22 protein-coding genes and 1 pseudogene are annotated in these 24,762 nt (G+C 70.4%); 11 read left to right on the top strand and 12 right to left on the bottom strand.

What is annotated here, in order from left to right:
• Positions 1-20: 20 nt before the first annotated feature.
• Together HNQ70_RS16565 and HNQ70_RS16570 are read right to left on the bottom strand one after the other, a co-directional pair.
• Positions 21-221, bottom strand: a complete 201-nt coding sequence (locus HNQ70_RS16565) for a DUF2905 domain-containing protein (protein ID WP_183969732.1) — start codon at positions 219-221, stop codon at positions 21-23.
• Positions 206-796, bottom strand: coding sequence for a GNAT family N-acetyltransferase (locus HNQ70_RS16570; RefSeq protein WP_183969734.1), 591 nt, complete (start codon positions 794-796; stop codon positions 206-208). The genes HNQ70_RS16565 and HNQ70_RS16570 overlap by 16 nt, the downstream gene beginning before the upstream one ends.
• Positions 797-1,040: 244 nt before the next feature.
• Here HNQ70_RS16570 and HNQ70_RS16575 point away from each other — a divergent pair, with 244 nt between their 5' ends.
• The gene (locus tag HNQ70_RS16575) at positions 1,041-1,685 is read left to right on the top strand and encodes a hypothetical protein (protein WP_183969736.1); all 645 of its coding nucleotides are present in this window, start codon (positions 1,041-1,043) and stop codon (positions 1,683-1,685) included.
• Between the two features lie 9 nt (positions 1,686-1,694).
• Here the strand turns inward: HNQ70_RS16575 and HNQ70_RS16580 are convergent, their stop codons facing one another.
• The 5 genes and pseudogenes from HNQ70_RS16580 to HNQ70_RS16595 all read right to left on the bottom strand — a co-directional run bounded on the left by HNQ70_RS16580 (position 1,695) and on the right by HNQ70_RS16595 (position 8,504).
• Positions 1,695-3,851 (bottom strand): nitric oxide reductase activation protein NorD, encoded by a 2,157-nt coding sequence (locus HNQ70_RS16580; protein ID WP_183969738.1) that lies wholly within the window; start codon positions 3,849-3,851, stop codon positions 1,695-1,697.
• Positions 3,848-4,702: a CbbQ/NirQ/NorQ/GpvN family protein gene (locus HNQ70_RS16585; RefSeq protein ID WP_183969741.1), complete on the bottom strand. Its 855-nt coding sequence runs from the start codon at positions 4,700-4,702 to the stop codon at positions 3,848-3,850. The genes HNQ70_RS16580 and HNQ70_RS16585 overlap by 4 nt, the downstream gene beginning before the upstream one ends.
• A 103-nt stretch (positions 4,703-4,805) precedes the next feature.
• Complete coding sequence (locus HNQ70_RS19975) at positions 4,806-5,891, bottom strand: molybdopterin dinucleotide binding domain-containing protein (RefSeq protein WP_221302870.1); 1,086 nt, start codon at positions 5,889-5,891, stop codon at positions 4,806-4,808.
• Positions 5,886-7,360, bottom strand: a pseudogene (locus tag HNQ70_RS19980) (molybdopterin-dependent oxidoreductase); the annotation flags it as partial. The pseudogene HNQ70_RS19980 and the gene HNQ70_RS19975, both read right to left, overlap by 6 nt.
• Positions 7,361-7,451: 91 nt before the next feature.
• The gene (locus HNQ70_RS16595) at positions 7,452-8,504 is read right to left on the bottom strand and encodes an RNA methyltransferase (RefSeq protein WP_183969743.1); all 1,053 of its coding nucleotides are present in this window, start codon (positions 8,502-8,504) and stop codon (positions 7,452-7,454) included.
• Positions 8,505-8,721: 217 nt separating this feature from the next.
• On the opposite strand from HNQ70_RS16595, the gene HNQ70_RS20550 reads away from it, so the two are divergent.
• From HNQ70_RS20550 to HNQ70_RS16640, 9 genes are all read left to right on the top strand, one after another.
• On the top strand, positions 8,722-9,351 hold the full coding sequence (locus HNQ70_RS20550) for a PEP-CTERM sorting domain-containing protein (protein ID WP_221302850.1): 630 nt from the start codon (positions 8,722-8,724) through the stop codon (positions 9,349-9,351).
• A 177-nt stretch (positions 9,352-9,528) separates the two neighbouring features.
• Positions 9,529-10,752 carry a CaiB/BaiF CoA transferase family protein gene (locus HNQ70_RS16605; protein ID WP_183969745.1) on the top strand — a complete coding sequence of 408 codons (1,224 nt, stop codon included), beginning with the start codon at positions 9,529-9,531 and terminating at the stop codon, positions 10,750-10,752.
• A gap of 23 nt (positions 10,753-10,775) precedes the next feature.
• Entirely contained in the window at positions 10,776-11,303 is a 528-nt protein-coding gene (locus tag HNQ70_RS16610) for a GNAT family N-acetyltransferase (RefSeq protein ID WP_183969747.1), read from the top strand.
• Between the two features lie 138 nt (positions 11,304-11,441).
• Complete coding sequence (locus HNQ70_RS16615) at positions 11,442-11,942, top strand: hypothetical protein (protein WP_183969749.1); 501 nt, start codon at positions 11,442-11,444, stop codon at positions 11,940-11,942.
• 18 nt (positions 11,943-11,960) lie between these two features.
• Positions 11,961-12,314 carry a hypothetical protein gene (locus HNQ70_RS16620; protein WP_183969751.1) on the top strand — a complete coding sequence of 118 codons (354 nt, stop codon included), beginning with the start codon at positions 11,961-11,963 and terminating at the stop codon, positions 12,312-12,314.
• A 46-nt stretch (positions 12,315-12,360) separates the two neighbouring features.
• Positions 12,361-12,504 (top strand): MbcA/ParS/Xre antitoxin family protein, encoded by a 144-nt coding sequence (locus tag HNQ70_RS20285; protein ID WP_425504384.1) that lies wholly within the window; start codon positions 12,361-12,363, stop codon positions 12,502-12,504.
• 61 nt (positions 12,505-12,565) lie between these two features.
• A complete protein-coding gene (locus HNQ70_RS16630; RefSeq protein WP_246435015.1) occupies positions 12,566-13,180 on the top strand; it encodes an RES family NAD+ phosphorylase in 615 nt (204 codons plus the stop codon).
• Between the two features lie 161 nt (positions 13,181-13,341).
• Complete coding sequence (locus HNQ70_RS16635) at positions 13,342-14,916, top strand: AMP-binding protein (protein WP_183969755.1); 1,575 nt, start codon at positions 13,342-13,344, stop codon at positions 14,914-14,916.
• Positions 14,917-14,992: 76 nt separating this feature from the next.
• On the top strand, positions 14,993-16,561 hold the full coding sequence (locus tag HNQ70_RS16640) for an AMP-binding protein (RefSeq protein ID WP_183969757.1): 1,569 nt from the start codon (positions 14,993-14,995) through the stop codon (positions 16,559-16,561).
• A gap of 7 nt (positions 16,562-16,568) precedes the next feature.
• Here the strand turns inward: HNQ70_RS16640 and HNQ70_RS16645 are convergent, their stop codons facing one another.
• On the bottom strand, positions 16,569-17,330 hold the full coding sequence (locus HNQ70_RS16645) for a metallophosphoesterase (protein ID WP_183969759.1): 762 nt from the start codon (positions 17,328-17,330) through the stop codon (positions 16,569-16,571).
• Positions 17,327-18,181: a MaoC family dehydratase gene (locus HNQ70_RS16650; protein WP_183969761.1), complete on the bottom strand. Its 855-nt coding sequence runs from the start codon at positions 18,179-18,181 to the stop codon at positions 17,327-17,329. Before HNQ70_RS16650 ends, HNQ70_RS16645 begins: the two co-directional genes overlap by 4 nt.
• A 259-nt stretch (positions 18,182-18,440) precedes the next feature.
• Between HNQ70_RS16650 and HNQ70_RS16655 the strand changes: the two genes are divergently transcribed.
• Entirely contained in the window at positions 18,441-21,155 is a 2,715-nt protein-coding gene (locus HNQ70_RS16655; protein WP_343060813.1) for a winged helix-turn-helix domain-containing protein, read from the top strand.
• 122 nt (positions 21,156-21,277) lie between these two features.
• Here the strand turns inward: HNQ70_RS16655 and HNQ70_RS16660 are convergent, their stop codons facing one another.
• From HNQ70_RS16660 to HNQ70_RS16670, 3 genes are all read right to left on the bottom strand, one after another.
• Complete coding sequence (locus tag HNQ70_RS16660; RefSeq protein WP_183969763.1) at positions 21,278-22,555, bottom strand: acyl-CoA dehydrogenase family protein; 1,278 nt, start codon at positions 22,553-22,555, stop codon at positions 21,278-21,280.
• A 164-nt stretch (positions 22,556-22,719) separates the two neighbouring features.
• Positions 22,720-23,943, bottom strand: a complete 1,224-nt coding sequence (chrA, locus tag HNQ70_RS16665; RefSeq protein ID WP_183969985.1) for a chromate efflux transporter — start codon at positions 23,941-23,943, stop codon at positions 22,720-22,722.
• A gap of 102 nt (positions 23,944-24,045) precedes the next feature.
• Positions 24,046-24,642, bottom strand: a complete 597-nt coding sequence (locus tag HNQ70_RS16670) for a TetR/AcrR family transcriptional regulator (RefSeq protein ID WP_221302851.1) — start codon at positions 24,640-24,642, stop codon at positions 24,046-24,048.
• Between the last annotated feature and the right edge of the window lie 120 nt (positions 24,643-24,762).

Raw genomic sequence — 24,762 nt, forward strand, 5'->3', positions numbered from 1 at the left:
CCCCTGCGAGCGTGCGCGGATCACCGCCGCCACCACCACAGCAGCAGCGACACGACCACCGATACCACCAGCGAGCTCATCAGCGGAAAGTGGAAGGAGAAGCCCTCGCGCTCCACCGAGAAGTCGCCGGGCAGCCGCCCCCAGGGCAGCTTCGCGAGCCAGGGCCAAAGCAGCCCGGCAGCGATGAGCAGCACGCCCAGGACGATCAGCAGACGCTGCATCGCGCTCCTCCCGCGCTCGTGGCGCCGAGCTCGAGCGCCATGTAGCGAACGTCCGGCAGCGGGTTATCGTAGTAGGCAGGCGTTTCGACGAAGCCCATCGACGCGTAGAGCGCGCGGGCGGCCGTCATGCGCCCGAGTGTGTCGAGCCGCATGCGCCGGTAGCCCAGCACTCGAGCCGCGTCGATGACCGCGAGCGCAAGCCCGCGGCCCAGCCCGGAGCCGCGTGCGGGATCGCGCACGTAGAGCCGCTTCATTTCGCAGTCGCCGCCATCGAGGCTGCGCACCGCGGCGCAGCCGACCGGCGCGGTCCGGCCCGCCTCCCCGGCCCCTACGGCCCCAGCGGCACCGCCCGCAGGCAGCGGGTCGCGTCGGGCGACGTCCAGCGGCGTCGCAGGCCAGGCAAGCACCAGGAGTCCCTGCGGGGGGCCGTACATGCCCGGCAGGTCACGGAGTTCGGCCTCGAATTCCTGGAAGCCGAGGTCGACGCCGAGCGTGCCCGCGTACTCGCGGAACAGCTGCGCGGCGGCCGTGTAGTCGGCGCCGTCTTGAGCGGCACGGATCTCGAAGGTCTTCATCCGCTATGGCGAAAAATACGGGTTGACTATGCTGCGGCAGACCGAATGCTCGGCAGGATCCGCGCCGCCAGGCGCCGAAATCTCCGGAGACGCAGTGTAGTCCCGGCCGTCGGCCACTGGCGCAACCCTTCCTGTCGGCGGCAGGGTCATCGAGGCGCTCGGCCTCGCCCCGCGCCAGACTTGCTGCTTGGGAACGACAGCGCCGCGCCCGCAAGGCAAGGCAAGGCGCGCAGGAGCAGATGCCATGAACGTCGAGACGCGCGAGCAGGGATTTCCGGCCTTCTTCGCCGATGCGCCCACCCTGACGGTGCGCGATCCGCTGGCCCTGTTCCTCGGAGCGGCCAGCCAGGGCCTGATCGAATACCGCTATTCGGACGCAGTCCGCCTGGCCGGGCACTCCTGCCCGACCGTCGCCGGCGCGTACCTGATGGTCCTGAACGGGCTGCGCGCGCTCCATGGCAGCGACCTGCCGGTGCGCGGCGAGATCGAGGTGTCGATGGCCGGCGCCGCCGACAGCGGCGTCACCGGGGTGATCGCCAGCGTGGCGCAGCTGCTGACCGGCGCCGCCGCCGAGACCGGCTTCCAGGGCATCGGGATGGGACGCCGCTTTGCCCGCCAGGGTCTGCTGAAATTCACTGAGCCGGTGGACGGGGAGCTCGGCCTGCGCCGCAGGGACACGGGAGCCGCGGTCCAGGTGCGGCTCGACGCATCGGTCGTCCCCTGGGACGCGGAGATGCGGCCGCTGATGCTCCGGGCCGTGGTCGGCAGCGCCAGCCCGGAGGAACTGGAGCGCTTCGGCCTGCTGTGGCAGGAGCGCGTGCGCAGGATGCTGGTCGAGCACGCCACGGACCCCCGGATGATCCAGGTGACCGCCTGGCAGCCCGCCTGAGGGTGTCGCTCAGGCCGTCAGCGCCCGGTACACCTTGGTCAGCGCCTCCGGCAGGTCGGCCACCTCGTCGATGACCATGTAGCGCTCGTCGGCGCACATGCGCCGCAGGTAGTCGTGACCGCTGGGGTCGATGGTGACCAGGAAGGTCTCGACGCCGGCCCGCGCGGCCTCGAGCAGCGCGCGTGCGGTGTCCTGCACTCCGTACTCGTCGTCATTGCGGTCCGGGCCGTAGTCGCAGTCCTGCGGGAAGCCGTCGGAGACGATGACCAGCACCTTCATGCGGGTCGGCTGGCGTTCCAGCTTGGCCAGCGCGTGGCGGATCGCCGGGCCCATGCGCGTGGACTTGCGCGGCTCCATCGCGCCGATGGCCGCCCAGGTGCGCGCCGAGAGCCGGTCGTCGAACTCCTTGGCGACGTAGAACTCGACGTGCTCGCGCCCGTAGCCGGAAAAGCCGTAGATCGCGTAGCGGTCGCCCAGGGTCTGAAGTGCCTCGCACATCAGTGCCATCGACTCGCGGCCCACGTCGATCACCCGGCGCACCGGCGCCGCGTCGGGGTCGTCCTGCCCAACGTTCACGGTCCACAGGTAGGGCGAATCCTCCTCGCCTGCGGGCGGGGCCTGCACGGGCGGGGGCGGCGGGGCGTCCTTGTCCGGCACCGGGATGTCGGTGGAGGCGCTCATGTCGAGCAGGAAGGCGGCGGCCACGTCGCGCAGCGCACGGTCGCGCCGCATGTAGAGGCGCTCGTCGGTGGCATGGCCGGCGCGCCGGTCGATCACGGTATCGATGATGCCGTCGAGCTCGAGCTCCTCGCCGTCGCTGACCCGGCGCACGCGCTGGCGGGCCTCGGGCCGGATGGCGCGGAACTGCCGCTTGATCCGCTGCATCAGCTCGCCGTGGCGGTGGCGCACCGTGCCGATGAAGTCGTGGTCGTCCCCCTTCAGACGCTGCTCGTGCAGCCGGCACCAGCCCTTCAGGTAGGCCTGCGCATGGAAATCCCATTCGTCGTACAGGAAGGTGCGGGTGGCGCCATCATCCGACTCGGCCGAGCGCCTGACGGTCACCGCCGGGGCGCGCTCGGCGCGAGCCGTCTCGTCCTCTGCCTGAGACGCATCGTCGGGGACGACCAGGCCGGCGCCCTCCATCGCGGCGACGATTCCCGCCGCCTTCAGCCCGCGCTGCAGCACCGCGAGATCGACATCGCCGCGGAAGGCGATCATCTCGATGCCGACGTCGTCGTCGATCGGCGGCGCGTCCGGGTCGCCGCTGACGTCGCCATCCGGAATCCCTGGCGCGTCGCCGCGCCCGGGCGCGGACTCCTCGACGCCCGAACCTGCCAGATCGTCCAGCGCCAGGTCGTCCGGCGCACGGCGCGCGAGGCCGGCACGCGCCAGCAGGCGCAGGCAGTCGACCGCGGCTGCGGCGCTGTCGTGCACGTCGGCGCCCTCGTCCGCGACACGATCCGCCGCCTCCAGCAGGCCGGCGAGCAGGCCGGTGGCGTCTTCGTCCAGCAGCGCCTCGCGCGGCGCGCCCAGCGATCGGCGCGCGAGCCCCTCCAGCAGCGCGGCCAGCGGCGCCATCCCCGACAGCGGAGGGCGGGCCTCGAGCGCATGCGCGAGCACCCGCTCCAGGTCGGCGCGGGCGCCGGGATAGCGCCTGCGGATCGCATGGTCGATGCGCATCGCCTCCAGCGTTTCGAACAGCCGCCGCATCAGTGCGGGCGTCGGCCAGAGCGCCAGGAAGCGCGCGAGCTCGGAGGGCGCGGAGCGCGGATCGGCAGGCTCGGAATGCAGCCCGGAGCGCACCGCGCCCAGCCCCGGGCCTTCGGCGGGCAGGCCGGGAATGCGCGCCCGGGCGGTGTCGAGCGAGAAGGCGAAGCTGCCGTTCTCCAGGTAACCGAGCTGGTGCAGCACCGCCACGCGGTAGGCGCCGTAGTTGTGCCGCCGCACCGGGAAGTCGGCGATGGTTACGGGCAGGACCAGCGCCGAGCCATCGGCGACCAGGCCGATGCGGCGCGCCTCGCGCAGCGCGGCCGGCCCGGCGGGCGCGTCCGGCCCCACGTGGCCGGCGGGCCGCAGGTGCAGGTAGCGCCCGGCGAGCCCCTGCGCGAACAGCGACAGCAGGCGCTGGACGTCGGCGAGCCCAACGGCGCCGGCCGGCGCGTTCACGGCAGCAGCACGTCGACGATGTCGGCCACCGCCTGCTGCACCTCGCGGTCGTCGGTCACGGCCCGCGCGATCGCGACGTCGCAGGCGCGCCGTGGCGAGATGCCGCCGGCAATCAGTTGCCCGGTATAGACCAGCAGCCGCGTGCTGACGCCCTCCTCGAAGCCGTGCTCGCGCAGGTTGCGCACCTTCGCGCCGATCAGCGCCAGGCGCTGCGCGTCCTGCGCACCCACGCCGCTCTCGTGGCCAATGATCTGCGCCTCCAGTTCCACCGACGGATAGTCGAACTCCAGGCTGACGAAGCGCTGCCGCGTCGAAGGCTTGAGGTCCTTGAGCACGCTCTGGTAGCCGGGGTTGTAGGAGATCACCAGCTGGAAGTCCGGATGCGCGTCCAGCAACTCGCCGGTCTTCTCGATCGGCAGCAGCCGCCGGTGATCGGTCAGCGAGTGAACCACCACGGTGGTGTCCTTGCGCGCCTCCACCACCTCGTCCAGGTAGCAGATGGCGCCGGAGCGCACCGCCCGGGTCAGAGGTCCGTCGGTCCAGACCGTCTCGTCGCCGGACAGCAGGAAGCGGCCGACCAGGTCGGTGGCGGTCAGGTCCTCGTGGCAGGCCACGGTGATCAGTGGCGTCTCCAGCGTGCGCCGCTCCGTGTCCGCCTGCCGGTACAGGCGCCAGGCCATGTGCTCGACGAAGCGCGTCTTGCCGCAGCCGGTGGGCCCCTTCAGCAGCACCGGCAGGCGCGCCGCATAGGCCGCCTCGAAGATCTCGATCTCGTCGCCGAGCGGCAGGTACCAGGGTTCGGCGCGAAGCCGGTGGCCGGCGGCATCGCCGGGCTTCTTCGGAGGGGTCATGGCGATCGCTTCGGGTTCGTCAACCCGCACGATCTTAGCCGACCGGCTGCAATCCCCGGACGCCCGCGCGAAGCGCTGGCGTCCGGCCCCATTCGCGGACTCGCTACTGCTTGGCGTTCTTCATCAGGAAGTCGAGCACGGTCTTCTGCTCTTCGGCGCTCAAGCCGGCGCGCTGGAACATGCTGGGGGTGATGCCCATCCACTGCTTCTCGGTGAACTGGCCCGGATCGCGTGGACCATGGCACACGGTGCAGCGCTGGTAGTAGATCTTCTCCGCCGGCGACAGCGATGCCATGGCCTTTTCGCGCAACGCGGCTGCGCGCCCAAGTCCGTAGAAGGCCTCGTCGAACTTGACGTCGCTCTTGACGATTCTGGGCGGATCGAAGGCCTTCGTTCCACCCGGATCGGGGTTCGTGCATTTGCGGATCGAGGCGATGCAGGTGTTGGCGGTGGTCGCCTGCGTCAGCCCGCTCGCGCTTCGGCTCGAGGTCAGGAAATTGACCAGACCGTTGTTGCAGCGCCCCTTGCTGTCGAGCTGCGGCCAGGCGCCCTCGAAGAGACTCACCACGCCGGGCATGATCTTGTCCGACACTCGCGCGCCCACCACCACCGCCCCGCGGTCGTTGTAGAGTTCGACCAGGTCACCGTCCCTGATGCCGTTGGCCTTGGCGTCCTCCACGCTGAGCGTCAGCGGCTCGCGAGTCTGGACCGTGTAGCGCTTGCGCAGCGTTGCGGAGTTGTTCAACTGCGAATGCAGGCGCCAGTACGGATGCGGGCTCACTACATGAACCTGCCCCTTGCGCGCGTTGCCGAGGTACTCGCCCGGCTCCTGCCACTTGGGCATGGGCGGCATGTCCGGGATGTTCATCTTCTCGATCGTGGATGAGTACATCTCGATCTTGCCGCTGGTGGTGTGCAGCGGATTCTTGACCGGGTCGGCACGGAAGTCGCCGTGGCGCACCCATTTGTGCGCTTCCGGCGGCACGGGAATGCGCGCCGTGCCATCGGCCCAGAACTTCTCGAAGGGCGTGTCCTTGGCCGCGCTGCAGGCTTCGTAGGCGGCCTTGACGTAGTCCATCTGCGTCTTGCCCTCGGTGAACGCGTACTCCACGCCGCACAGCACCGACAGGCGGCGGAAGATCTCGAAGTCGTCGAGCGCGTCATGCTGGGGCGCGATGACCTGCTTCATCGCGTAGACCTTGTCGATGCTGTAGGTGCCGGCAGTCGATATGTCGTTGCGCTCCAGCGTGGTGGTGGCGGCCAGCACGATGTCGGCCCAGCGCGCCGAGCCGTTCCACCACGGCTCCTGGCAGACGATGGTGTCCACGGTTCCGATGGCACGCGCCAGCTCGTTCAGGTCCTGCTGGTGCGAAAAGGCGTTGTTGCCGGCGTTGTAGATCAGCTTGACCTTGGGGTAGGTGTACTTGCTGCCGTTGTAGGTGAACTCCTTGCCGGGGTTGAGCAGCATCTCGCTGATGCGCGACGCCGGGCAGATCTTCCTGACGGGATTGCGGCCCTGGGACAAGCCGGTGGGCGCCGTGCCGCCCGACTGCGGCATGCCGCCGCCGCCATCACCTCGGCCAGCGAGCGGATCCTGGCCGCCGGAATGCCTGTGATCCTCGCGGCCCATTCGGGCGTCTTGGGCGGCGTGCCGTCCTTGCCCTCCAGATAGGCGCGGTACTTGTCGAAACCCACCGTGTACTTGTCGATGAAGGCCTGGTTGTGCTTGCCCTGGCTGAGCAGGTGCTGGCTCATCGCAAGGAACAGCGCGGTGTCGGTGTTGGGGACGATGCGAACCCAGTCAGCGCCCATCTTCTCGTCGGTGGTGGTCACCTGCGGATTGATGGAAATGAACTTGCAGCCGGCCTTCCTGATGGCTTCCCAGCCACCGTACATCTCGTGGTCGGGCACGGTGTACTCGATGCGGTTGTTCTTGTCCGGATCGCAGCCGATGAACACGACCAGCTCCGTGTTGTCGCGCAACTGCTCCCATGCGGTCTGGGCCGAGTACACCTCCATGTCGCCGATCACCATCGGCATGATGATCTGTCCGGCGCCGGCCGAGTAGTCGCCCGTGGTGATCGATGACCCGCCCAGGAGGTTGAAGAAGCGCCCCTGGAGCACGTTGGGACGGAAGATTCCCGCGTGCGACCAGCCCCCGTAGGAACTGGAGAAGCATCCTTCGTTGCCTTGCTTCTCGATGGTGTCGAGAATGGCCTTGGCGGTCAGGCCCAGGGCAGTGTCCCAGCTCACCTGCACCCATGCGTCCTTGCCGCGCAATTCGGGCTTGTTGCTTCCCTTGCGGCCGGCCCTTTCCCACTCGAGGTAGGACTTGCGAACCATCGGGCCGACGACGCGGGTCTTGTCGTACGTGCGATCGAGCACGCCCTCGGTCAGCATGCCCGTGGGCATCTTGTCGCTGCCCTGCGCCTCGATCTTGACGATCCGACCCTTCTCCACGGTGGCGATCAGCGGTCCGTAGTGGGTGGCATGCGACACCTTGCCGCTGAAGGCTCTGAGCGCTGCCAGCTGCGCCGCCTCGTCGGGGGCGGTGGCGGCGAGGGCCTGGGCAATCGGTGACAGTTTCAAGCCCGAGACGGCCGCGCCCAGCAGGCCCGTCGTACTCATGCCGATCCATTGACGTCGCGTGAGGTTCATTTCGTCGCTCCCCGGATGCAGACGGCCGCGAGCAAGCCCGCAAATCAACGCTACGCCGACGCATCGGCCATTGCAAGCGGCGGAAAAGTGACTAGGCGCCGGACCGCCTCGAGGCCTGGAGGGCCTGCGCCGGGCTGATGTCCGTGCGGCCCAGCGCACGCGCCCGCAGCTGCCCGCAGCCGCCCTCCACGTCCTGCCCAGCGGAGTGGCGCAGCTTGGTGAGCACGCCGCGCCGGTGCAGCGCCCGCGCCATCGCCGCCGCGCGCTCCCATGACGGCCGCCTGAACGGCAGCTCGTCCACCGCGTTGTAGGGGATCAGGTTCATCACCGCGTAGCGGCCGGCGAGCAGCCGTGCAATGCCTTCCACCTCGTCGTCGCCGTCGTTGATTCCCTCCAGCAGCGTCCACTGGAACTGGACCGGGTAGCCGGTGGCGCGCGAGTACGCATCGGCCAGCTCGACCAGCTCCGCGGGGTCGATGCGCGGCGCGCGCGGCAGCAGCTTCTCGCGCAATGCTGCGCGGGTCGTGTGCAGCGAGAGCGCCAGCGCGGGCCGCACCGGCCCCTCGGGCAGGCGCTCGAACACCCGCCGGTCGCCCACCGTGGAAAAGACCAGGTTCTTGTGGCCGATGCCGCCCTCGGTGCCCAGCAGCTCGATCGCCTCCATCACGTTGTCGAGGTTGTGCGCCGGCTCGCCCATGCCCATGAACACCACCTTCTTCACCGGACGCCGCGCACGGGCCAGCGCCACCTGCGCGACGATCTCGGCGCTGCCGACCTGGCGCAGCAGCCCGTCGCGGCCGGTCATGCAGAACACGCAGCCCACCGCGCAGCCGACCTGGGTGGACACGCAGACCCCGTCGCGCGGCAGCAGCACGCTCTCGACCGCCTGCCCGTCGGCCAGCCCCACCAGCAGGCGCGCCGAGCCATCCTCGCCCGGGTGCTCCGAACGCACGCGCGCCACCGCAGCGAGCGTCTGCGCAAGCGCGGGCAGCGCATCTCGCAGCCGCGCGGGCATGAAGTCCTCGGGGCGCTGGCGGCCGCGGCCCAGCGGCTCCGCGCGCGCCCAGTTGCGCAGCAGCAGCCGTCGATGGGCAGGGCCGGCGCCATGGGCGGCCATCGTCTCTGAGAGGTGGTCGATCTTCATGGCCCAGATCTGCGCGACCGGCGCGACCGGTTGTCGGCGTGCTTTACATCGTCACCGGAAATCCTGGTACGAGACTCGAACAATTTTTCGCAAGTCATTGAATGATTGAAACTTAAATGGCTATCGATGCAGGTCGGCGCGTTTCTTGCTTTCACTAGCAAGTTCGTCGGGCGCGATTCTTCTGCGCTCCGGCACGTGCCTACCCCGGAGATACTGCGTGAATTCGAGCTTCCTGAAAAATGCGGCGATCGGCCTCGTGGCCATGGCTGCAAGCGCGACGGCCAGCGCCGCCATCGTCATCTCGACCAACCCCGCGGACTTCAACCTGACGGCGGTCGCTTTCCCGGACACTGCATTCACGACGGCGAACATCGTCAGCGCGGGCGGCAGCGTCACCCTCGACACGGCCTCCGGGACGGGCAATCCGGCAACCACCAACGCCACCTACACCAACTGGGCGGCGTCGCCCCTGGCGGGCATGGAATACGCCATCAGCGGCGACGAGAACTTCGACATCCTCTTCGCGTCGCCGCAGACGGCGTTCGCGATGAACTACGCCGACGACAGCGCGATCAGCGTGTTCACGCTGACCTTCTTCAACGGCGCGACGAATGTCGGCTCCACCCAGTTCACCAGCACCGCGCCCTTCGCCCAGGGCAAGTTCATCGGCTTCGCCAGCGACCTCGCCTTCAACAAGGTCACGGTGCGCGAGGAAGACGGGGCGACCAACACCAACGAATACTTCCAGTTCTACACGGCCACGGCCGTGCCGGAACCGGCCTCGCTGGCCCTGCTGGGCCTTGGGCTGGCCGGGCTCGGGATGATCAGGCGCCGTCGCGCCGGCTGATCCCCGGCGACGGGGTTGCGCCACCGGCCGCAATCGCGGCGGCTGGCGCGGCGGATTCTCGCACCTCCCCGGGAAAAACGGACCGAACCGGTCCGGTCGCAAGCATGGCAGCGTTCCGCGCGGGCGGCGCTACGCACAGAATCGACGGCTTGATCATCCTTCCACGAGCCGTTCTCCATGCCCAATCCCGCAACTGCTGCCGAGCCCCTCCTGTCCGGGATCACCGTGCTCGACTTCACCCGCGTGCTCGCGGGTCCCTACAGCACCCGGCTGCTCGCGGACCTTGGCGCGGACGTCATCAAGATCGAGCGTCCGGGCGAAGGCGACGAGGTGCGCTACGTCGGCCAGCAGCTGCAGGAAGGCAGCACCGACCAGAGCGCGTACTTCTCCCGGATCAACGCCGGCAAGCGCGGCGTCGGCATCGACCTGGCCAACCCCGCCTCGCGCGAAGTGATTCTCGATCTGCTCGCCAAAGCCGACATCGTGGTGGAGAACTTCGCCCCCGGCGTGATGACCAAGTACCAGCTCGACTACGCGAGCCTGTCGGCGATCAAGCCCGGCATCGTCTACTGCTCCATCTCCGGCTTCGGCCAGAAGGGCCCGCTGTCCTCGATGCAGGCGTACGCGCACCTGATCAACGCCTTCTCGGGAATGATGGAGCTCGAGCGCGGCGGCATCTTCGAGCCGCGCGCCTCCAACCTGCAGGCCGCGGACGTGCTCGCAGGCGCCCACGCTTTTGGCGCGATCTGCGCAGCGATGATCCGCAAGCTGCGCACCGGCCAGGGCGCATACGTGGACGTGTCGATGCTCGAATGCATGATCGCCGCGGACGACGTCAACTACGGCGCCATTCTCAACGGCGGCAGCGTCGATCGCCGGCCGCGCCGCGGCATGGTGGTGCACAAGATCGGCGAGCGCTACGTGGCCACCCAGCTGGGCAGCGGTGCGGCGATGTGGCCGCGCCTGCTCAAGCTGATGAACCGCCCCGAGCTGGCCGACGATCCGCGCTTCCAGACCCCCGGCGATCGCCGCGTGCACTGGGATGCGCTGGAGGAGATCATCCGCGAGTGGCTGAGCGGCTACGCCAGCGTGGAAGAGGCGGTGGCGGCCATCAGCGCGGCCCGCATGCCCGCGGCTCCGGTGACCCTGGCCGAGGAGATGATCGACCACCCGCACCTCGCGCAGCGTCAGTTCTTCCAGGACGTGCCGCACGGCGCCGGCGGCAAGGCGCGCATCACCGCGCAGCCCTTCCACCTGGACGGCGGGCCGGTGAAGCCGACCGGGCCGGCGCCCTGGCGGATCGGCGAGCACACGCGCGAGGTGCTGGGCGAGGTGCTGGGGTATTCCGCGGAACGGATCGCGGGGCTGCACGATAAGGGCGCAATCGCGTTCGGGAGCTGAGGCCGGGCGCGCCTGAGACGCACGTGACGGCGAACTGTTGCCCGCGCGGGATCACCCTGCGTGACGGCCGCGAGGTGACCTTGCGCGCGATCGTCGAAGCCGACGCAGCCGCGATCGTCCAGGCCTTCGCGCGACTCTCAGCCCAATCGCGTTACTTCCGCTTCATGAGGTACAAGAAGCGGCTCGACGAGGCCGCCCTCCAGCGCGGGGTGCATCCGCGGCCCGGGCTCGATTTCGTGTTCGTGGCCACGACGCCGGCGGCCGACGCGATCGACATCGTGGGTGCCGCGCAATACGTGCAGGCAGGCGAACCCAGGGACAGGACGTGTGAGTTCGCGATCACCGTGGCCGAGGACTGGCGCGACAGCGGTCTTGGCAGGGAGCTGCTGACCAGCCTGGTGGACCGGGCGAAAAGCGATGGCTACGCGTTCATGGAGGGCTTCGTGATCGCCGAGAACACCGCGATGCTCGCGCTGGCGCAGGAGCTCGGATTCAAGACCGAACCGGTTCCTGACGACGCCACCGTGCTGCGCGTTCTGCGCGCGCTCTGATTCCGCTCTGTTTCATCGGCAGGCGCCGATGCTCGCCCGCCGCGCACCCGGCCGGCCCGGGCAGATGCCGCGGCGGCCGGCGTTGGCGTATCTTCGACCTGCCGCCCCCCTGCGCACCGCACCCCTGGAGGAAATCCGATGGGAGTCACGCACCGAACCCACGTCAGCTACATCGACCGGACGCGGGCCTACTACGCCGCGCTCGGCTATGAGCGACCGTACCAGTACGCGCACCACACCGACGCGCCGTTCGCCCGGCTCGCCAGGCCGCTGTCCGAGTGCCGGGCAGCGCTGGTCACCACCACGAGCCCCTGGAACGACGACCCGGCCGCGCTTCCGAAGCCCTTCGAGCGCAGCGGGGTATGGGCGGGCGACGCCTCCAGCGTCCCTGAACGCCTGCTCACCGAAAACCGTTCCTGGGACAAGGAGAGCACGCACACCCGCGACGTGCAGTCCTTCCTGCCGATCGGGCACCTGAAGGCGCATGCCGAGGCGGGCCGGATCGCCGACGCCGGCCCGCGCTTCTACGGCGTGCCGACCGAATACTCGCAGTCGCGCACGCTGCGCGAGGACGCCCCCGCCATCGAGGCGATGTGCCGCGAGGACCGGGTCGACGTCGTCCTGCTCGCAGCGCTCTGACCCGTCTGCCACCAGACCGTGAGTCTGGTCAGCCGGTACCTGGAGTCGCGCGGCATCCCGACCGTCGTCATGGGCAGTGCGCGCGACATCGTCGAGGAGTGCGGGGTTGCCCGCTTCCTGTTCACGGACTTTCCGCTCGGAAATCCGGTCGGCAAACCGTACGACGCGGCGATGCAGCACGCCACCGTGGGGTTTGCGCTGGACCTCCTCGAGCACGCCTTCCTGCCCCGCACGACGGTGCAGACGCCCTGGCGCTGGAGCGACGACGAGTCGTGGCGCGAGGTGTACGCGCGAATCGACCCCGAGCGCATCGAGGCGCTGAGACGCGAAGGCGAGGCTAGACGGGCGCTGCAGGCTGGCGCGCGGAAGTGAGCACAGGCGTGCGGGGGCGCGGCCCGCCCGCGCGCGACTCCAACGCATCGTCGGTGACGAGCACAGCGCGAGCAAATGGCTCAACAGTGAGAACCGGCGCATAAACGGCCGCCCGGTCGACCTGATCCGTCAGACCGAAGGGCTCGTTCGTGTCGTTCACTACCTGGACGCCTCCCGCGGTCTCGTCTGAGGCGTTTGCCTGGCGCGGCCAGGTCTGGCGCATGGTGGAGTCGCAGCACATTGCCGCCACCATGAAGCTGGTCGACAACCGCGAGGAACAGGACCTGCTCGAGTCCCTGCTGGAATCTGGCAAGCCGGCGCAGCCAGGCGGTACGGCAGGCCTCGACTACCTGTTGGCCACGCCCTTTCGCTATCCCCCAAGGCGGGGCGGGTCACGCTTTCGAGCGGCCACCGATCCCGGCGTCTTCTACGGCGCGGAATCGGTCCGGACTGCTGGCGCAGAACTGGGCTACTGGCGCTGGCGATTCCTGCAGGACGCCGTCGACCTCGAGCGGATCGAGCCGGTGGCGCACACGGCTTTCCGGGTGGAGGTTGCGGCCCCGGTGGTGGATCTGCAGCGCACGCCGTTCAGCGCCGATGCAGCGATCTGGCAGCATCCGACCGAGTACGGGCCGACGCAGCAGTTCGCGCGCGTGACCCGCGAGGCCGATGCCGGCGGCATCCTCTATCGGTCGGTGCGCAATCCGCAGCCGTCCTGGTGCCTGGCGCTGCTCACGCCCGCAGGCTTTGCCCGGCCCAGGCCCCATGCCGAGCGGCAGACCTGGTTCTTGGCTGTGTCGCAGAACAAGGTGACCCTGCGGCGCGATACGGAATCGATGCAGTTTTCTGCGGCGGGGTGGCGCTGAGCACGAAGTCATGACGGAAGCCGGGTCCGCTCTGGCCACTCGGCAGATGCACGACTCGGTGCAGCCGGCCGCGCCTCCTTCGACACTTGGCTTTCCGGAACCCCTCGACCGGCCAGCTATCGGAGAATCCCGGCAGACGCTCTGCCCAGGAGAGAACCCCGATGACCGCCCCAGACCCCTTCCACCAGCCCTGCAACATGGGCGACCTGCTGATCCGCGCCATCCAGCGCGGCGGCGACCGGGTGGCCTTCATCCTGGACGAACAGCAGTTCACCTACCGCGAGTTCGGCGCGCTGCTCAGCCGCTTCGTGCAGGCGCTCAAGGCCCGTGGCCTGGGCCGGGGCGACGCCATCGCGGTGCTGTCGTCGAACCGGCCCGAGGCCTTCCTGGGCACGGCGGCGTCCTACCTGATGGGAATGCGCATCACCTGGATGCACCCGCTGGGCTCCGAGGACGACCATGCCTACCTGCTCGAGGACTCCGGCGTCACCACGCTGGTCGCCGACCCTGGCACCTTTTCCGAACGCGCCCATGCGCTGAAGGCGCGGCTGCCTGCGCTGCGGACGGTGGTCGGCCTGGGACCCAACGACTTCGGCGACGACATCCTGGCCGAGGCCGCGCGTTTCGAGCCCCTGCCGCTGGTGGCCGAGGCGAGCCCCGAAGACCTCTGCACGCTGATCTACACTGGCGGCACCACCGGCAAGCCCAAGGGCGTGATCCACACGCAGCGGGTGCACGTGTCGATGGTGATGGCCGAGCTCTCCGAGTGGGACTGGCCGCAGGAAGTACGCTTCCTGGCGATGACGCCGATCACGCACGCGGCGGGCGCGATGATCGTCGCGGTGATGATGCGCTCGGGCACCTTCGTGATGAACAAGGGCTTCGATGCCGACAAGTTCTTCGCGCTGGTGAAGAAGCACCGGATCACCGCCACCTTCCTGGTGCCGACGATGATCTACGTGCTGCTCGACCACCCGGGGCTTGCGGGCGCGGAGCTCTCGTCGCTGCAGACCATCATCTACGGCGCGTCGCCGATGTCGCCGGCCCGCCTGATCGAGGGAATGAAGGTGTTCGGGCCGGTGTTCATGCAGCTCTACGGACAGTCCGAGGCGCCCAATGCGGTGACGGTGCTGCGCCGGATCGACCACGACCCGGAGCGCTTCCCGCAGCGGCTCGCGTCCTGCGGGCGCCCCATCTACGACAGCCAGGTGAGGCTGCTCGACGACGACGGCAAGGAAGTGCCCACCGGCGAGGTCGGCGAGATCTGCGTGCGCGGCCCGCTGGTGATGAAGGGCTACTGGAACAAGCCGGAGGAGACCGCGAAGGCGATGCGCCATGGCTGGCTCTACACCGGCGACCTGGCCCGCGCTGACGAGGACGGCTTCCTCTACATCGTCGACCGCTCCAAGGACATGATCATCAGCGGCGGCTTCAACGTCTACCCGAAGGAAGTGGAGGACGTGCTGACCACGCACCCGGCGGTGGCTGCCGCGGCGGTGATCGGCGTGCCCGACGACAAGTGGGGCGAGGCGGTGAAGGCGGTGGTGGTGCTGCGCGCCGGGGCCAGCGTGAGCGCCGAGGAGCTGATCGCGCTGGTGCGCGACGCCAAGGGCGCGGTGCAGGCGCCCAAGACCATCGATTTCGCCGACGGCCTGCCGGTCACCGGCCTGGGCAAGCCAGACAAGAAGGCGCTGCGCGCGAAGTACTGGGGCGGCCAGGGTCGCGCGGTTGCCTGACCCGTCGGCGCGCCCCGCCCGGCCACGATCAACCGACGTTCCGCGCGGCCTGGCGCCGCGCCCCCTGGAGTCCACGATGACCGCACCCCTGCCCGGCCCCACCTATCCGTCGATCGCGCTGCGCGCGCTGGCGCGCTTCCCCGATCGCGTCGCCTTCCGTTCCGGCGACACCGACGTCCGCTACGCCGCGGCGCTGGACACCGTCGCCCGCATGCAGGCGGCGATGAGCGCCCGCGGCGTGGGCCGCGGCAGCGTGGTGGCGCTGCTCAGCGCAAACCGCTGGGACAGCTGGTGCGCAGGCCTGGCCTCGCAGTCGCTCGGCGCAGCGGTGACGCCGCTGCACCCGATCGGCTCGCTGGAGAGCCATGAGTTCCAGCTGCTGGACGCCGGGGTCGACACCCTGGTGGCGGACGTGAGCGTCTATCGCGACCGGGCCGGCGATCTTGCCGCGCGCCTGCCGCAGCTCAAGGTGTTCACCGTCGGCGGCGCGCTTGACCTCGGCGCGCGCGGCGGCGACCTGCTGGCGCTGGCCCGCGACGCCGGCGCGCAGACCGCGCGCGACCTGGCACGCCCCGACGACCTCGCGTCGCTCAACTACACCGGCGGCACCACCGGACGCTCCAAGGGCGCCTACCGCGACAGCGCGACGCTGGCGCTGTCGAACCTCGCGGTGCTGGCAGAGTTCGAGTTCCCCAGGCGGCCCGCCTACCTGGCGGTGGCGCCGATCAGCCACGTGGCCGGCAGCAACGTGATGCCCACGCTGATCAAGGGCGGCACCGTGCACCTGATGAGCGGCTTCGACCCCGAGCGGGTGCTGGCCACCATCGAGCGCGAGCGCATCGATTTCACGCTGATGGTGCCGACCATGGTCTATGCGCTGCTCGACCACCCGAAGCTGAAGTCCTTCGACCTGTCCTCGCTGGAGCTGCTGCTGTACGGCGCCTCGCCGATGTCGCCAACGCGGCTGGCCGAGGCGCTGGAGAACATCGGCCCGGTGTTCTCGCAGCTCTACGGCCAGAGCGAGTGCTATCCGATCGCTTCGCTGCCCAAGGCCGACCACGATGTGAAGCGCCCGGAGCTGCTGGCGGCCTGCGGCTTCCCCACCGCCGCCTGCCAGGTGAAGCTGCTCGACGACGCCGGCAACGAGGTGAAGCAGGGCGAGCCCGGCGAGATCTGCGTGCGCGCCGGCCATGCGATGGCCGGCTACTGGAAGCAGCCCGAGCTCACCGCCGAAGCCATGGCCGGCGGCTGGCTGCACACCGGCGACGTGGCCCGCGCCGACGAGCAGGGCCGCCTGTACATCGTCGACCGCAAGAAGGACATGATCATCAGCGGCGGCTTCAACGTCTTCCCGAAGGAAGTCGAGGACGTGCTGACCATGCACCCGGCGGTGTCTTCCGCGGCGGTGATCGGCGTGCCCGACGACAAGTGGGGCGAGGCGGTGAAAGCGGTGGTGGTGCTGCGCCCGGGGGCCAGCGTGCAGGCCGAGGAACTGACCGCGCTGGTGCGCGAGCACAAGGGCTCGGTCTACACGCCCAAGACGGTGGACTTCGCCGAGAGCCTGCCGGTGACCGCGCTGGGCAAGCCCGACAAGAAGGCGCTGCGGGCGAAGTACTGGGCAGGCGAGGGCCGCGGGGTCCACTGAGCCCGGTTCACACCTCCAGCACCAGCTCCGGATCGAAGGCCTTGTTCTCGATCTCGCCCTTGGGCGCGTAGCCGCGCGGATTGGCCACCACGCGGGTGGCGCCGACGCGGTAGTCGGAGCTGTCGTGCATGTGGCCATGCAGCCAGAGCGCAGGCTGCCAGCGCAGGATTTGCGCCTCGAGATCGGACACGAAGCAGGCGTTGATCGGCGAGCCCGCGAAGCGCGGGTTGATGCTGCCGCGCGCCGGCGCGAAGTGGGTAACCACCACCGTCGGTCCCGCGTGCGGCTGCGCGAACTGCTCCTCCAGCCAGGCCACCGAGGCGTCGAACAGCAGCTGCGATGCGGCCGGCGAGAAGGGCTGGTCGAAGTCCGGCGCGAGCCGGATGCGGGAGTAGTCGCGGTTGAAGGCCAGCGCCTGCTGCAGGCCGGTTTCCTTGTGCTCGGGCGACTCGTAGAGCCGGTGGTCGGACCACAGCGTGCAGCCCAGGAAGCGCACCCCCTGGTGCACCCAGACGTTGCGCTCGAGCACGCGCACCGTGCTGCCCTGCGCATGTTCGCGCAGCAGCGCGTGCGTGGTGACCAGGTCGCTGCCGTAGAACTCGTGGTTGCCGGCGACGAACAGCGTGGGCTGCTCGTAGTGCCGTGCCCAGGCCATCGCGGCGGCCGGGCGGGCCAGATCGCCGGCCAGCACCACCACGTCCGCATCGGTGCGCGGATGCTCGAGCCCCTGCACCGACAGGTGCAGGTCCGACAGCAGCGCGATCCTCATGGCGCCAGCCCGATCAGCCCCTGGTCGAGCACCGGCTGGCCGTTCTCGGCCAGCGTGCGGAAGCGGATTCCGTCCGCCTCCTGCCAGGCCTGCACCTTGAGCGTGTCGCCGGGGAGCACCGGACGGGTGAAGCGGCCCTGCATCGAACGCAGCCGGTCGGGGTCGCCGTCGCAGAACCGGTTGAGCAGGATGCGGCCGGTGATGCCGTAGGTGCACATGCCGTGCAGGATGGGCCGGGAGAACCCGCCGCGCGCGGCGAAGTCGGGGTCGCTGTGCAGCGGGTTGCGGTCGCCACTGAGACGGTAGAGCAGCGCCTGGTCGGGCCGCGTGGCGACCACGCGCTCGAAGTCCGGCGCGCGCTCGGGGATCCGCGACGGCGGCGACGGGGTGCGCTCGCCGCCGAAGCCGCCCTCGCCGCGGATGAACACCGACGAGGTGGCGGTGGCCAGCGGTGCGCCGGTGGCGGCGTCGACCACTTCGGCGTCCATCGTGACCAGCGCGCCGGAGCCCTTGTCCTGGATGGCGGTGACCTTGCCGGTGACCCGTGCGCGGCCCTCCACCGGCAGCGGCCGGTGCAGCACGAAGCCCTGCTCCGCGTGGACCAGTTTCGTGCGGTCGATGTCGCCGAAGGCGGGCCGCGCGGTGACCGCGTTCTGCACCACCACCACCGCATAGGCCGGCAGCATGCGCAAGGCGACGCCGGCCGTGTTCTCGGTGGTGAAGGCCAACTCGGCGAACGCATCGTCCTGCCCCGCACCCACGCCGATCGCGTAGAGCATCGCGTCGCGCGAGGTCCAGGCCACTTCGGCGGGTCCGGCCTCGCGGCCAATGCAGTCGAGATCGATCGGCATGTGGGTTGCTCCTTGTTTGCGTTGGTTGGCGCGCCCCTGGCCTGCGCTGCGCGAGCGGCGGCCGGTGGCGTCGATGTCGATGTCGATGCGTCCGATGGTAACCAAGCGAGGCGGCGCATGCCGCCGCTTCCGGACCCGCGGGCGGCGGGCGCCGCTGGCGGCGATGCGAAAATGGACCGGTCGTCCCCGCCTGCGCGCCCGGCATGCGCGCATCCTGCCCTGCCCGTCACCGCCCGCGGCGGCGTCCGCGACAGCACCGATGAATCCAATGCGCCCGCCGGCCGGCCCCCTGCTGTCGGCAAAGCTCGACCCGCCTTCGCTGCCCGTGCAGGTGCGGCGCGACGGCCTGCGCGAGCTGTTCGAGGGCGCCGCCGCCGCGCGGCTGATCCTGGTGCGCGCGCCGGCAGGCTTCGGCAAGACCACCGCGCTGGCCCAGTACCACGCGCTGCTGCGCAGCCGCGACGTGGCCACCGCCTGGCTCACGCTGGACAGCAGCGACAACGACGTCTCCCGCTTCCTGCAGTACCTGGTGGCGGCCGTCGGCCAGATCGCCCAGGACGACCCCGCGCCCGACGCCGGCGGCCGCATCGACTCCGGCCCGCCCGCCAGCGACGCGGCGCTGCAGGCGATCGATCGCCTCACCGCGCTCGATGTGCCCTTCGCGCTGTTCCTCGACGAATTTGAGACGATCCAGGAGACCGCGGTCCTGCGGCTGGTGCGCAAGATCGTCGAGCAACTGCCGCGGCGCGGACAGCTGGTGATCGCCGCGCGCGACCTCCCCGACCTGCAGCTCGGCCGGCTGCGCGCCCAGGGCCATCTGCTCGAGGTCGATGCCGAAGGGCTGCGCTTCACGCTGGAGGAGACCGCCGAGTTCCTGAGCCTGCAGCGCGGCGCGCCGCTGCCGCCGGAGCAGCTGTTCTCGCTGCACCGCAAGACCGAAGGCTGGCCCGCTGCTCTGCGCCTGGCGTCGATTGCGATCGGCCGCGGCGCCGGCAGCGAGGCCTTCATCGAGCGCTTCTCGGGCAGCGACCGCGCGCTGGCCGACTACCTCGCCGACGACGTGCTGGCGCGGCAGCCGGCGGCGGTGCGGGATTTCCTGCTGCGCACCAGCGTGCTGCGCCACCTCGGCGCGCCGGTCTGCGACGCGCTGGTGCCCGGAATCGACAGCGACGCGATGCTGCGCGCGCTGGAGTCGGCGGACATCCCGCTCACCCGGCTGGAGCGCCCCGAGCGCTGGTACCGTTACCACAGCCTGTTCGCCGACTTCCTGCGCGACCGGCTCGCGCGCGAGCTGCCGGACGAGGCGCCGCGGATGCACGACGCGGCCTCGCGCTGGTACGAAGCCAATGGCCGCTTCGTCGCCGCGATCGACCATGCGCTCGAAGGCGGCGAGCATTCGCGCGCAGCGGCGCTGCTGTCCCGGCATGCGCAGGATCTGCTGGGCCAGGGCCGCATGCGGCTGCTGTCGCGCTGGTTCGATGCGCTGCCGGAGGAGCAGCTGCGCGGGCGGGCCGATCTGCAGCTGGCGCGCGCCTGGGCGCAGGCCTTCACGCGCAGCCCCACCGAGGCCTTCGCGCTGCTCGACCGGATCGACCCCGCCGATGCCACCGACCCCGGGATCGCCGCCCAGCTCGCGGTGCTGCGGCCGGTGCTGCTGGCGAACATGGACGAGATGGAGCAGGCGCGCGACGTTGGGCAGGCCTGCCTGGCCCGGCTGCCCTCGTCGAGCCCCTTCGCGGACGGCGTGCTGATCAACACGATGGCATCGGTGCTGTCGGTCACCGGGCCCCAGGAGGAAGCGCGCCGCCTGCTCGACCGGGCCCGCGCAGCGCAGGGACGCGAAGCCAGCGCGTTCGGGATGATGTACTCGGAGTCGGTGGAGGGGATCATCGACCTGATGGAGGGGCGGCTGCGCCAGGCGACGGCGCGCTTCCACCTCGCAGTGACCGGGACGCGCAGGCTGCCGGGCACCCACGCCAACAGCAACGCGATGGCCAGCGTGCTGTACGCGAGCACGCTTTACGAGGCCGGCGAGCTGGACCAGGCTGCGCACCTGCTGCACATCTACGTGCCGCTGATCCGCGACATCGCTCTGCCCGACCAGATGATCCTCGGACACGTGCTGCTGTCGCGTCTGCTGTTCCATCGCGGCGACGTCGACCAGGCGCTGCACCTGCTCACCGAACTGGAGTACCTGGGGCACCGCAAGACGCTGCCGCGCGTGGTCGCCAGCGCGCGGCTGGAGCGGGCGCGGATGCTGATGCTGCAGGGGAACGCCAGCGCCGCGGGGATGGAGCTGGACCGGGCCGGCACGCCCGGGCTGTGGGAGCGGGTGGACCGGATGCGGCTGCTGGCGCACGACACCGACTACCTGGCGCTCGCGCGGCTGCGCCAGGCGGTGGCGGGCTCGGGCGCGGAGGCCGAGCGCGCGCTGGCCGGGCTCGAGCGGGAGATCGCCACCGCGCTGTCGGCAAACCGGCTGCGCCGCGTGCTGAAGCTGCGGCTGCTGCGCGCCATGGCGCTGCTGCGCTCGGGAAGCGAGGCGGCGGCACTGGCCGCCATCGGCGAGGTCCTGGCGCAGGCGGCGCCCGAAGGATTCATCCGGCTGGTGGTCGACGAAGGCCCGGGCGCCGGGCTGCTGGTGCAGCGTCATGCGCAGTCCGTCGCTGGCCGGGCGCAGGGCGCATCGCCCCTCTTCGGGCAGTACCTGGACCGGCTGCTGCAGGCCTTCGGGCCGCTGCCGGAAGAAGAGCCGCCAGCTGCGCAGGCGCCGCCCGCGGATCCGCTCACCCGGGGCGAGATCCGCGTGTTGCAGCTGCTGGCCGAGGGCTACTCCAACAACGCGATGGCCGAGAAGCTGTTCGTGTCCGAGAACACGGTGCGCTCGCACCTGCGCAACATCAACGCCAAGCTGGGCGCGCGCAGCCGCACCCAGGCGGTGGCGATCGGACGGCGGCTGGGACTGGTGCGCTGACGACTGCGCTGACGACTGCGCGGAGACTGCGCGGAGACTGCGCGGAGACTGCGGGGCGACCAGGGGCGCAGAAACGGCGCGGGCGCCCGAAGGCGCCCGCGCACGCATCAGTCAGCCAAGGCTCAGAACTTGTTCGGGCCCATGTAGCCGAACAGGAAGCCCGCGACCTTGCGCATCTGGATCTCCTCGGAGCCCTCGGTGATCCGGTAGCGGCGATGGTGACGGTAGATGTGCTCGAAGGGCTTGTGACGCGAGTAGCCGATGCCGCCGTGGACCTGCATCGCGCGGTCGGCCGCCTCGCACACCAGGCGGTTGGCCCAGTAGTTGCACATCGACACCTTGTCCGAGAGCTTCTTGGCGACCTCGGGGTGCGGCATCTGGTCCATTTCCCAGGCGGTCTTGCGGATCAGCAGGCGCAGCATCTCGCACTGCGTGGCCAGCTCGACCAGCGGGAACTGGATGCCCTGGTTGCGGGCCAGCTCCTCGCCGAAGGGCTTGCGCTCACGGGCGTACTTCACGCTCTCGTTGACGCAGAACTGCGCTGCGCCCAGCGAGCTGGCAGCCTGGCGGATGCGGTTCTCGTGAACGAAGGACTGCGCCAGCGGCAGGCCGTGGCCTTCCTTGCCGAACATGGTGGTGTCCGGCACCCAGACGCCGGTGAAGCTCACGCGCGGGTGATCGGTGGGCATGTTGAAGGTCCACATGTACTCCTCGATCTTCACCCCCGGGGTTTCGGTGGGCACCAGGAAGCAGGTGATGCCCAGCGCGTCGCCGGCCTTGCCAGAGGTGCGTGCGAACAGCGCGCAATGCGTCGCCGTGTGCATGCCCGTGGTCCACATCTTCTCGCCGTTGATCAGCCAGCCGGACACGCCGTTGCGGGTCTCGCGGACCGCCTTCGTCTCCATGTGGGTGGCGTCCGAGCCGTGGTTCGGCTCGGTCAGGCCGAAGGTGATGCGGGTCTCGAAGTTCAGCTGGCCGGTGATGAACTTGTCCTTCTGCTCCTGCGTGCCGAAGTCGCGCAGCATCACGATGATCGGGAAGTTGCCGACCACGGAGTGCTCGTTCTGCAGGTCGTTGAACAGGCCCAGTCCCTTCGACGCGAGGTGGTCGCGGATCACCGACATCCACAGGTTGCCGATCTCCTGGCCGCCGAATTCCTTGGGCAGCGGCAGGCGCCAGAAGCCGGCCTTGTCGGCGAGCTTCTTGCACTCGACCAGCAGCGCTTCCCACTCGGGGCGCGGCAGGCCGTCATTGTCGAAGTCGGTGCGCGCCCACTCCCGGCGATGGTCGAAGAAGCGCTCGTTGTCGTCCTTGGCCTGCAAGGGCCGGATTTCCTGGTCGATGAACCGGTCGAGGTTCTTCAGGAACTCGGTGAGCTCGGTGGGAAGGTTGAAATCCATCGGTGTTCGGCTCTCGTTGATGGCGGGATCGAACCGCCAGTGGGTGGAAGGATTGGACGGGCATTGTCCGGCAGAGCCCCGCCCCGGTCATCGTCCATAGCGATGATTTTCGACACGTGCCGCGGCGCCGTGAGCCGCGCAGGGTTCGATCCGCTCCCGGGCGGTCAGGCCCAGGCCACCCGGAGCCAGCCGAGCAGCGCGCTGCCCAGCACCACCGCCCAGGGCGGCGCCCGCCACCAGGCCAGCGCGACGAAGGCGCCCAGCGCCTGCGCGAAATCCCCCGGGCCGCGCACCGCGCCGGTCCAGACAGGGTCGTAGAGCGCCGCCAGCAGCAGGCCGACCACCGCCGCGTTCACCCCGGCAAGCGCCGCGCGCGCCCCCGGACGGCGGCGCAGCCCTTCCCAGAAAGGCAGCACGCCGAACACCAGCAGGAAGGAGGGCAGGAAGATGCCGATCAGCGCCACGGCTGCCCCGGCCCAGCCGTGGGCGACAGCCCCCAGGTAGGAGGCAAAGGTGAACAGTGGACCGGGCACCGCCTGGGCGGCGCCGTAGCCGGCCAGGAAGTCCTCGGCGCCGACCCAGCCCGTCGGCACCACCTCCGCCTGCAGCAGCGGAAGCACCACGTGGCCGCCGCCGAACACCAGCGCGCCGCTGCGGTAGAAGGCGTCGAGCATCTCGATCGCCCAGCCGGGGCGCGCCGCCGCCAGCAGCGGCAGCCCGAACAGCAGCGCGGCGAACAGCGCGAGCGACGCCAGTGCCAGCCCGCGGCCCACGCTGACCGGCAGCTCATGGCCGGAATCCTCCGCGGCCGGCTGGCGGAACAGCAGCAGCCCCAGCGCGGCCGCCAGGACGATCACGCCAACCTGCGCCATCGGGCCCGGCCAGGCGAGCGTTGCCGCCGCCGCCGCGGCAGCCAGCGTGGCGCGCGGCGCATCCGGGCACAGCGTGCGCCCCATCGCCCAGACCGCCAGCGCGACCACCGCGACGGCCGCGAGCTCCAGTCCCTGGAGCAGGCCGGGCGCCGGCCCCCCGCCCCAGGCCGCGATGCCCAGCGCGAACAGCGCCAGCGCGATCGCCGACGGCAGCGTGAAGCCGGCCCAGGCGGCCAACGCGCCGGGAACTCCGGCTCGCGACAGGCCCAGCGCGATGCCCACCTGGCTGCTCGCCGGACCGGGCAGGAACTGGCACAGCGCGACCAGGTCAGCGTAGGCCTGCGCGGACAGCCAGCGGCGGCGCTCGACGAAGGCTTCCCGGAAGTAGCCCAGGTGCGCCACCGGACCGCCGAAGGAGACCAGCCCCAGCCGCAGGAAGGCGAGGAACACCTCGGCGACGCTGCCCCGCGGCGGGGCGCTGGATGGGCTCGTCGGCGCGGGGGCTGCGTCGGGCATGGCCTGGCTCGAGGTCGGCACGGGAGTCTCGGGCTCGCCCTGGTTCGCTGGCGCAATGGTGGCGTCGGGCATGGCCTGGCTCGGGGTCCGGCGGGCGCCGGCCTAGCGGCCGGCGGCCTCGTGATCGGCCACCGGGCCCGCGTGCCCCCTGCGCCGCGCAGCGAGGGTCTCGATTCCCGCGATCATCAGGTCGATGCTGAACTCGAGGTCGGCCGCGGGCTCGCGGGCCGACACGCCGGCCAGCCCGGTGGCATAGGTGTAGATCGACCAGGCGAGCCGGGTACGGTCGTCGACCTCGAACCCGGCCTCGGCCAGGCAGGCGTCGATGACGGCGTGGATTTCGCGCTCGCGCGCGGTGGCCTGCGCGCTGGATAGCAGCGCGCGCACCACCCGCGGATGGCGGCGGGCCAGCGCGTGGAATCGCCTGGCGAGCTGCCGAAGCACGGACTGCCATCCCCCCGCACCGCGGCGCGGGATCGCCAGTTCCTCCAGCACCGCCTGGAACACGCCCTGCAGCAGCGCCTGCTTGCCCGGGACGTGGTGGTAGATCGACATCGGGTCGACGCCCAGCGCCGCGGCCAGGCGCCGCATGCTGAGCCCCTCGATGCCGTGCGCGTCGATCAGCGCCAGCGCCGCCTCGTGGATGCGCGCCGGGGTGAGCGGGGCGCGGGGCGCGGGGATGGGGTCGGGCGGATTCATGTCGGCCAGAATTGTGCCACCGTGGCCTTTGCGGGTCGATTGACCACCCCTACACCGTAGGATAGATTCCATCGCGTCGAGCGCTGCCCGGCCGCTCCCCCAACACCGCACGCCAAGAGC

Source organism: Quisquiliibacterium transsilvanicum (assembly GCF_014202215.1).
GTDB lineage: Bacteria > Pseudomonadota > Gammaproteobacteria > Burkholderiales > Burkholderiaceae_E > Quisquiliibacterium > Quisquiliibacterium transsilvanicum.

What these genes read in the sequence shown, in the direction of transcription:
- HNQ70_RS16565 (WP_183969732.1), bottom strand. Translation starts at nt 221, where the DNA reads ATGCAGCGTCTGCTGATCGTCCTGGGCGTGCTGCTCATCGCTGCCGGG.
- HNQ70_RS16570 (WP_183969734.1), bottom strand. Translation starts at nt 796, where the DNA reads ATGAAGACCTTCGAGATCCGTGCCGCTCAAGACGGCGCCGACTACACG.
- HNQ70_RS16575 (WP_183969736.1), top strand. Translation starts at nt 1,041, where the DNA reads ATGAACGTCGAGACGCGCGAGCAGGGATTTCCGGCCTTCTTCGCCGAT.
- HNQ70_RS16585 (WP_183969741.1), bottom strand. Translation starts at nt 4,702, where the DNA reads ATGACCCCTCCGAAGAAGCCCGGCGATGCCGCCGGCCACCGGCTTCGC.
- HNQ70_RS19975 (WP_221302870.1), bottom strand. Translation starts at nt 5,891, where the DNA reads ATGAAGCAGGTCATCGCGCCCCAGCATGACGCGCTCGACGACTTCGAG.
- HNQ70_RS16595 (WP_183969743.1), bottom strand. Translation starts at nt 8,504, where the DNA reads ATGAAGATCGACCACCTCTCAGAGACGATGGCCGCCCATGGCGCCGGC.
- HNQ70_RS16605 (WP_183969745.1), top strand. Translation starts at nt 9,529, where the DNA reads ATGCCCAATCCCGCAACTGCTGCCGAGCCCCTCCTGTCCGGGATCACC.
- HNQ70_RS16615 (WP_183969749.1), top strand. Translation starts at nt 11,442, where the DNA reads ATGGGAGTCACGCACCGAACCCACGTCAGCTACATCGACCGGACGCGG.
- HNQ70_RS16630 (WP_246435015.1), top strand. Translation starts at nt 12,566, where the DNA reads ATGAAGCTGGTCGACAACCGCGAGGAACAGGACCTGCTCGAGTCCCTG.
- HNQ70_RS16635 (WP_183969755.1), top strand. Translation starts at nt 13,342, where the DNA reads ATGACCGCCCCAGACCCCTTCCACCAGCCCTGCAACATGGGCGACCTG.
- HNQ70_RS16640 (WP_183969757.1), top strand. Translation starts at nt 14,993, where the DNA reads ATGACCGCACCCCTGCCCGGCCCCACCTATCCGTCGATCGCGCTGCGC.
- HNQ70_RS16645 (WP_183969759.1), bottom strand. Translation starts at nt 17,330, where the DNA reads ATGAGGATCGCGCTGCTGTCGGACCTGCACCTGTCGGTGCAGGGGCTC.
- HNQ70_RS16650 (WP_183969761.1), bottom strand. Translation starts at nt 18,181, where the DNA reads ATGCCGATCGATCTCGACTGCATTGGCCGCGAGGCCGGACCCGCCGAA.
- HNQ70_RS16655 (WP_343060813.1), top strand. Translation starts at nt 18,441, where the DNA reads ATGAATCCAATGCGCCCGCCGGCCGGCCCCCTGCTGTCGGCAAAGCTC.
- HNQ70_RS16660 (WP_183969763.1), bottom strand. Translation starts at nt 22,555, where the DNA reads ATGGATTTCAACCTTCCCACCGAGCTCACCGAGTTCCTGAAGAACCTC.
- chrA (WP_183969985.1), bottom strand. Translation starts at nt 23,943, where the DNA reads ATGCCCGACGCAGCCCCCGCGCCGACGAGCCCATCCAGCGCCCCGCCG.
- HNQ70_RS16670 (WP_221302851.1), bottom strand. Translation starts at nt 24,642, where the DNA reads ATGAATCCGCCCGACCCCATCCCCGCGCCCCGCGCCCCGCTCACCCCG.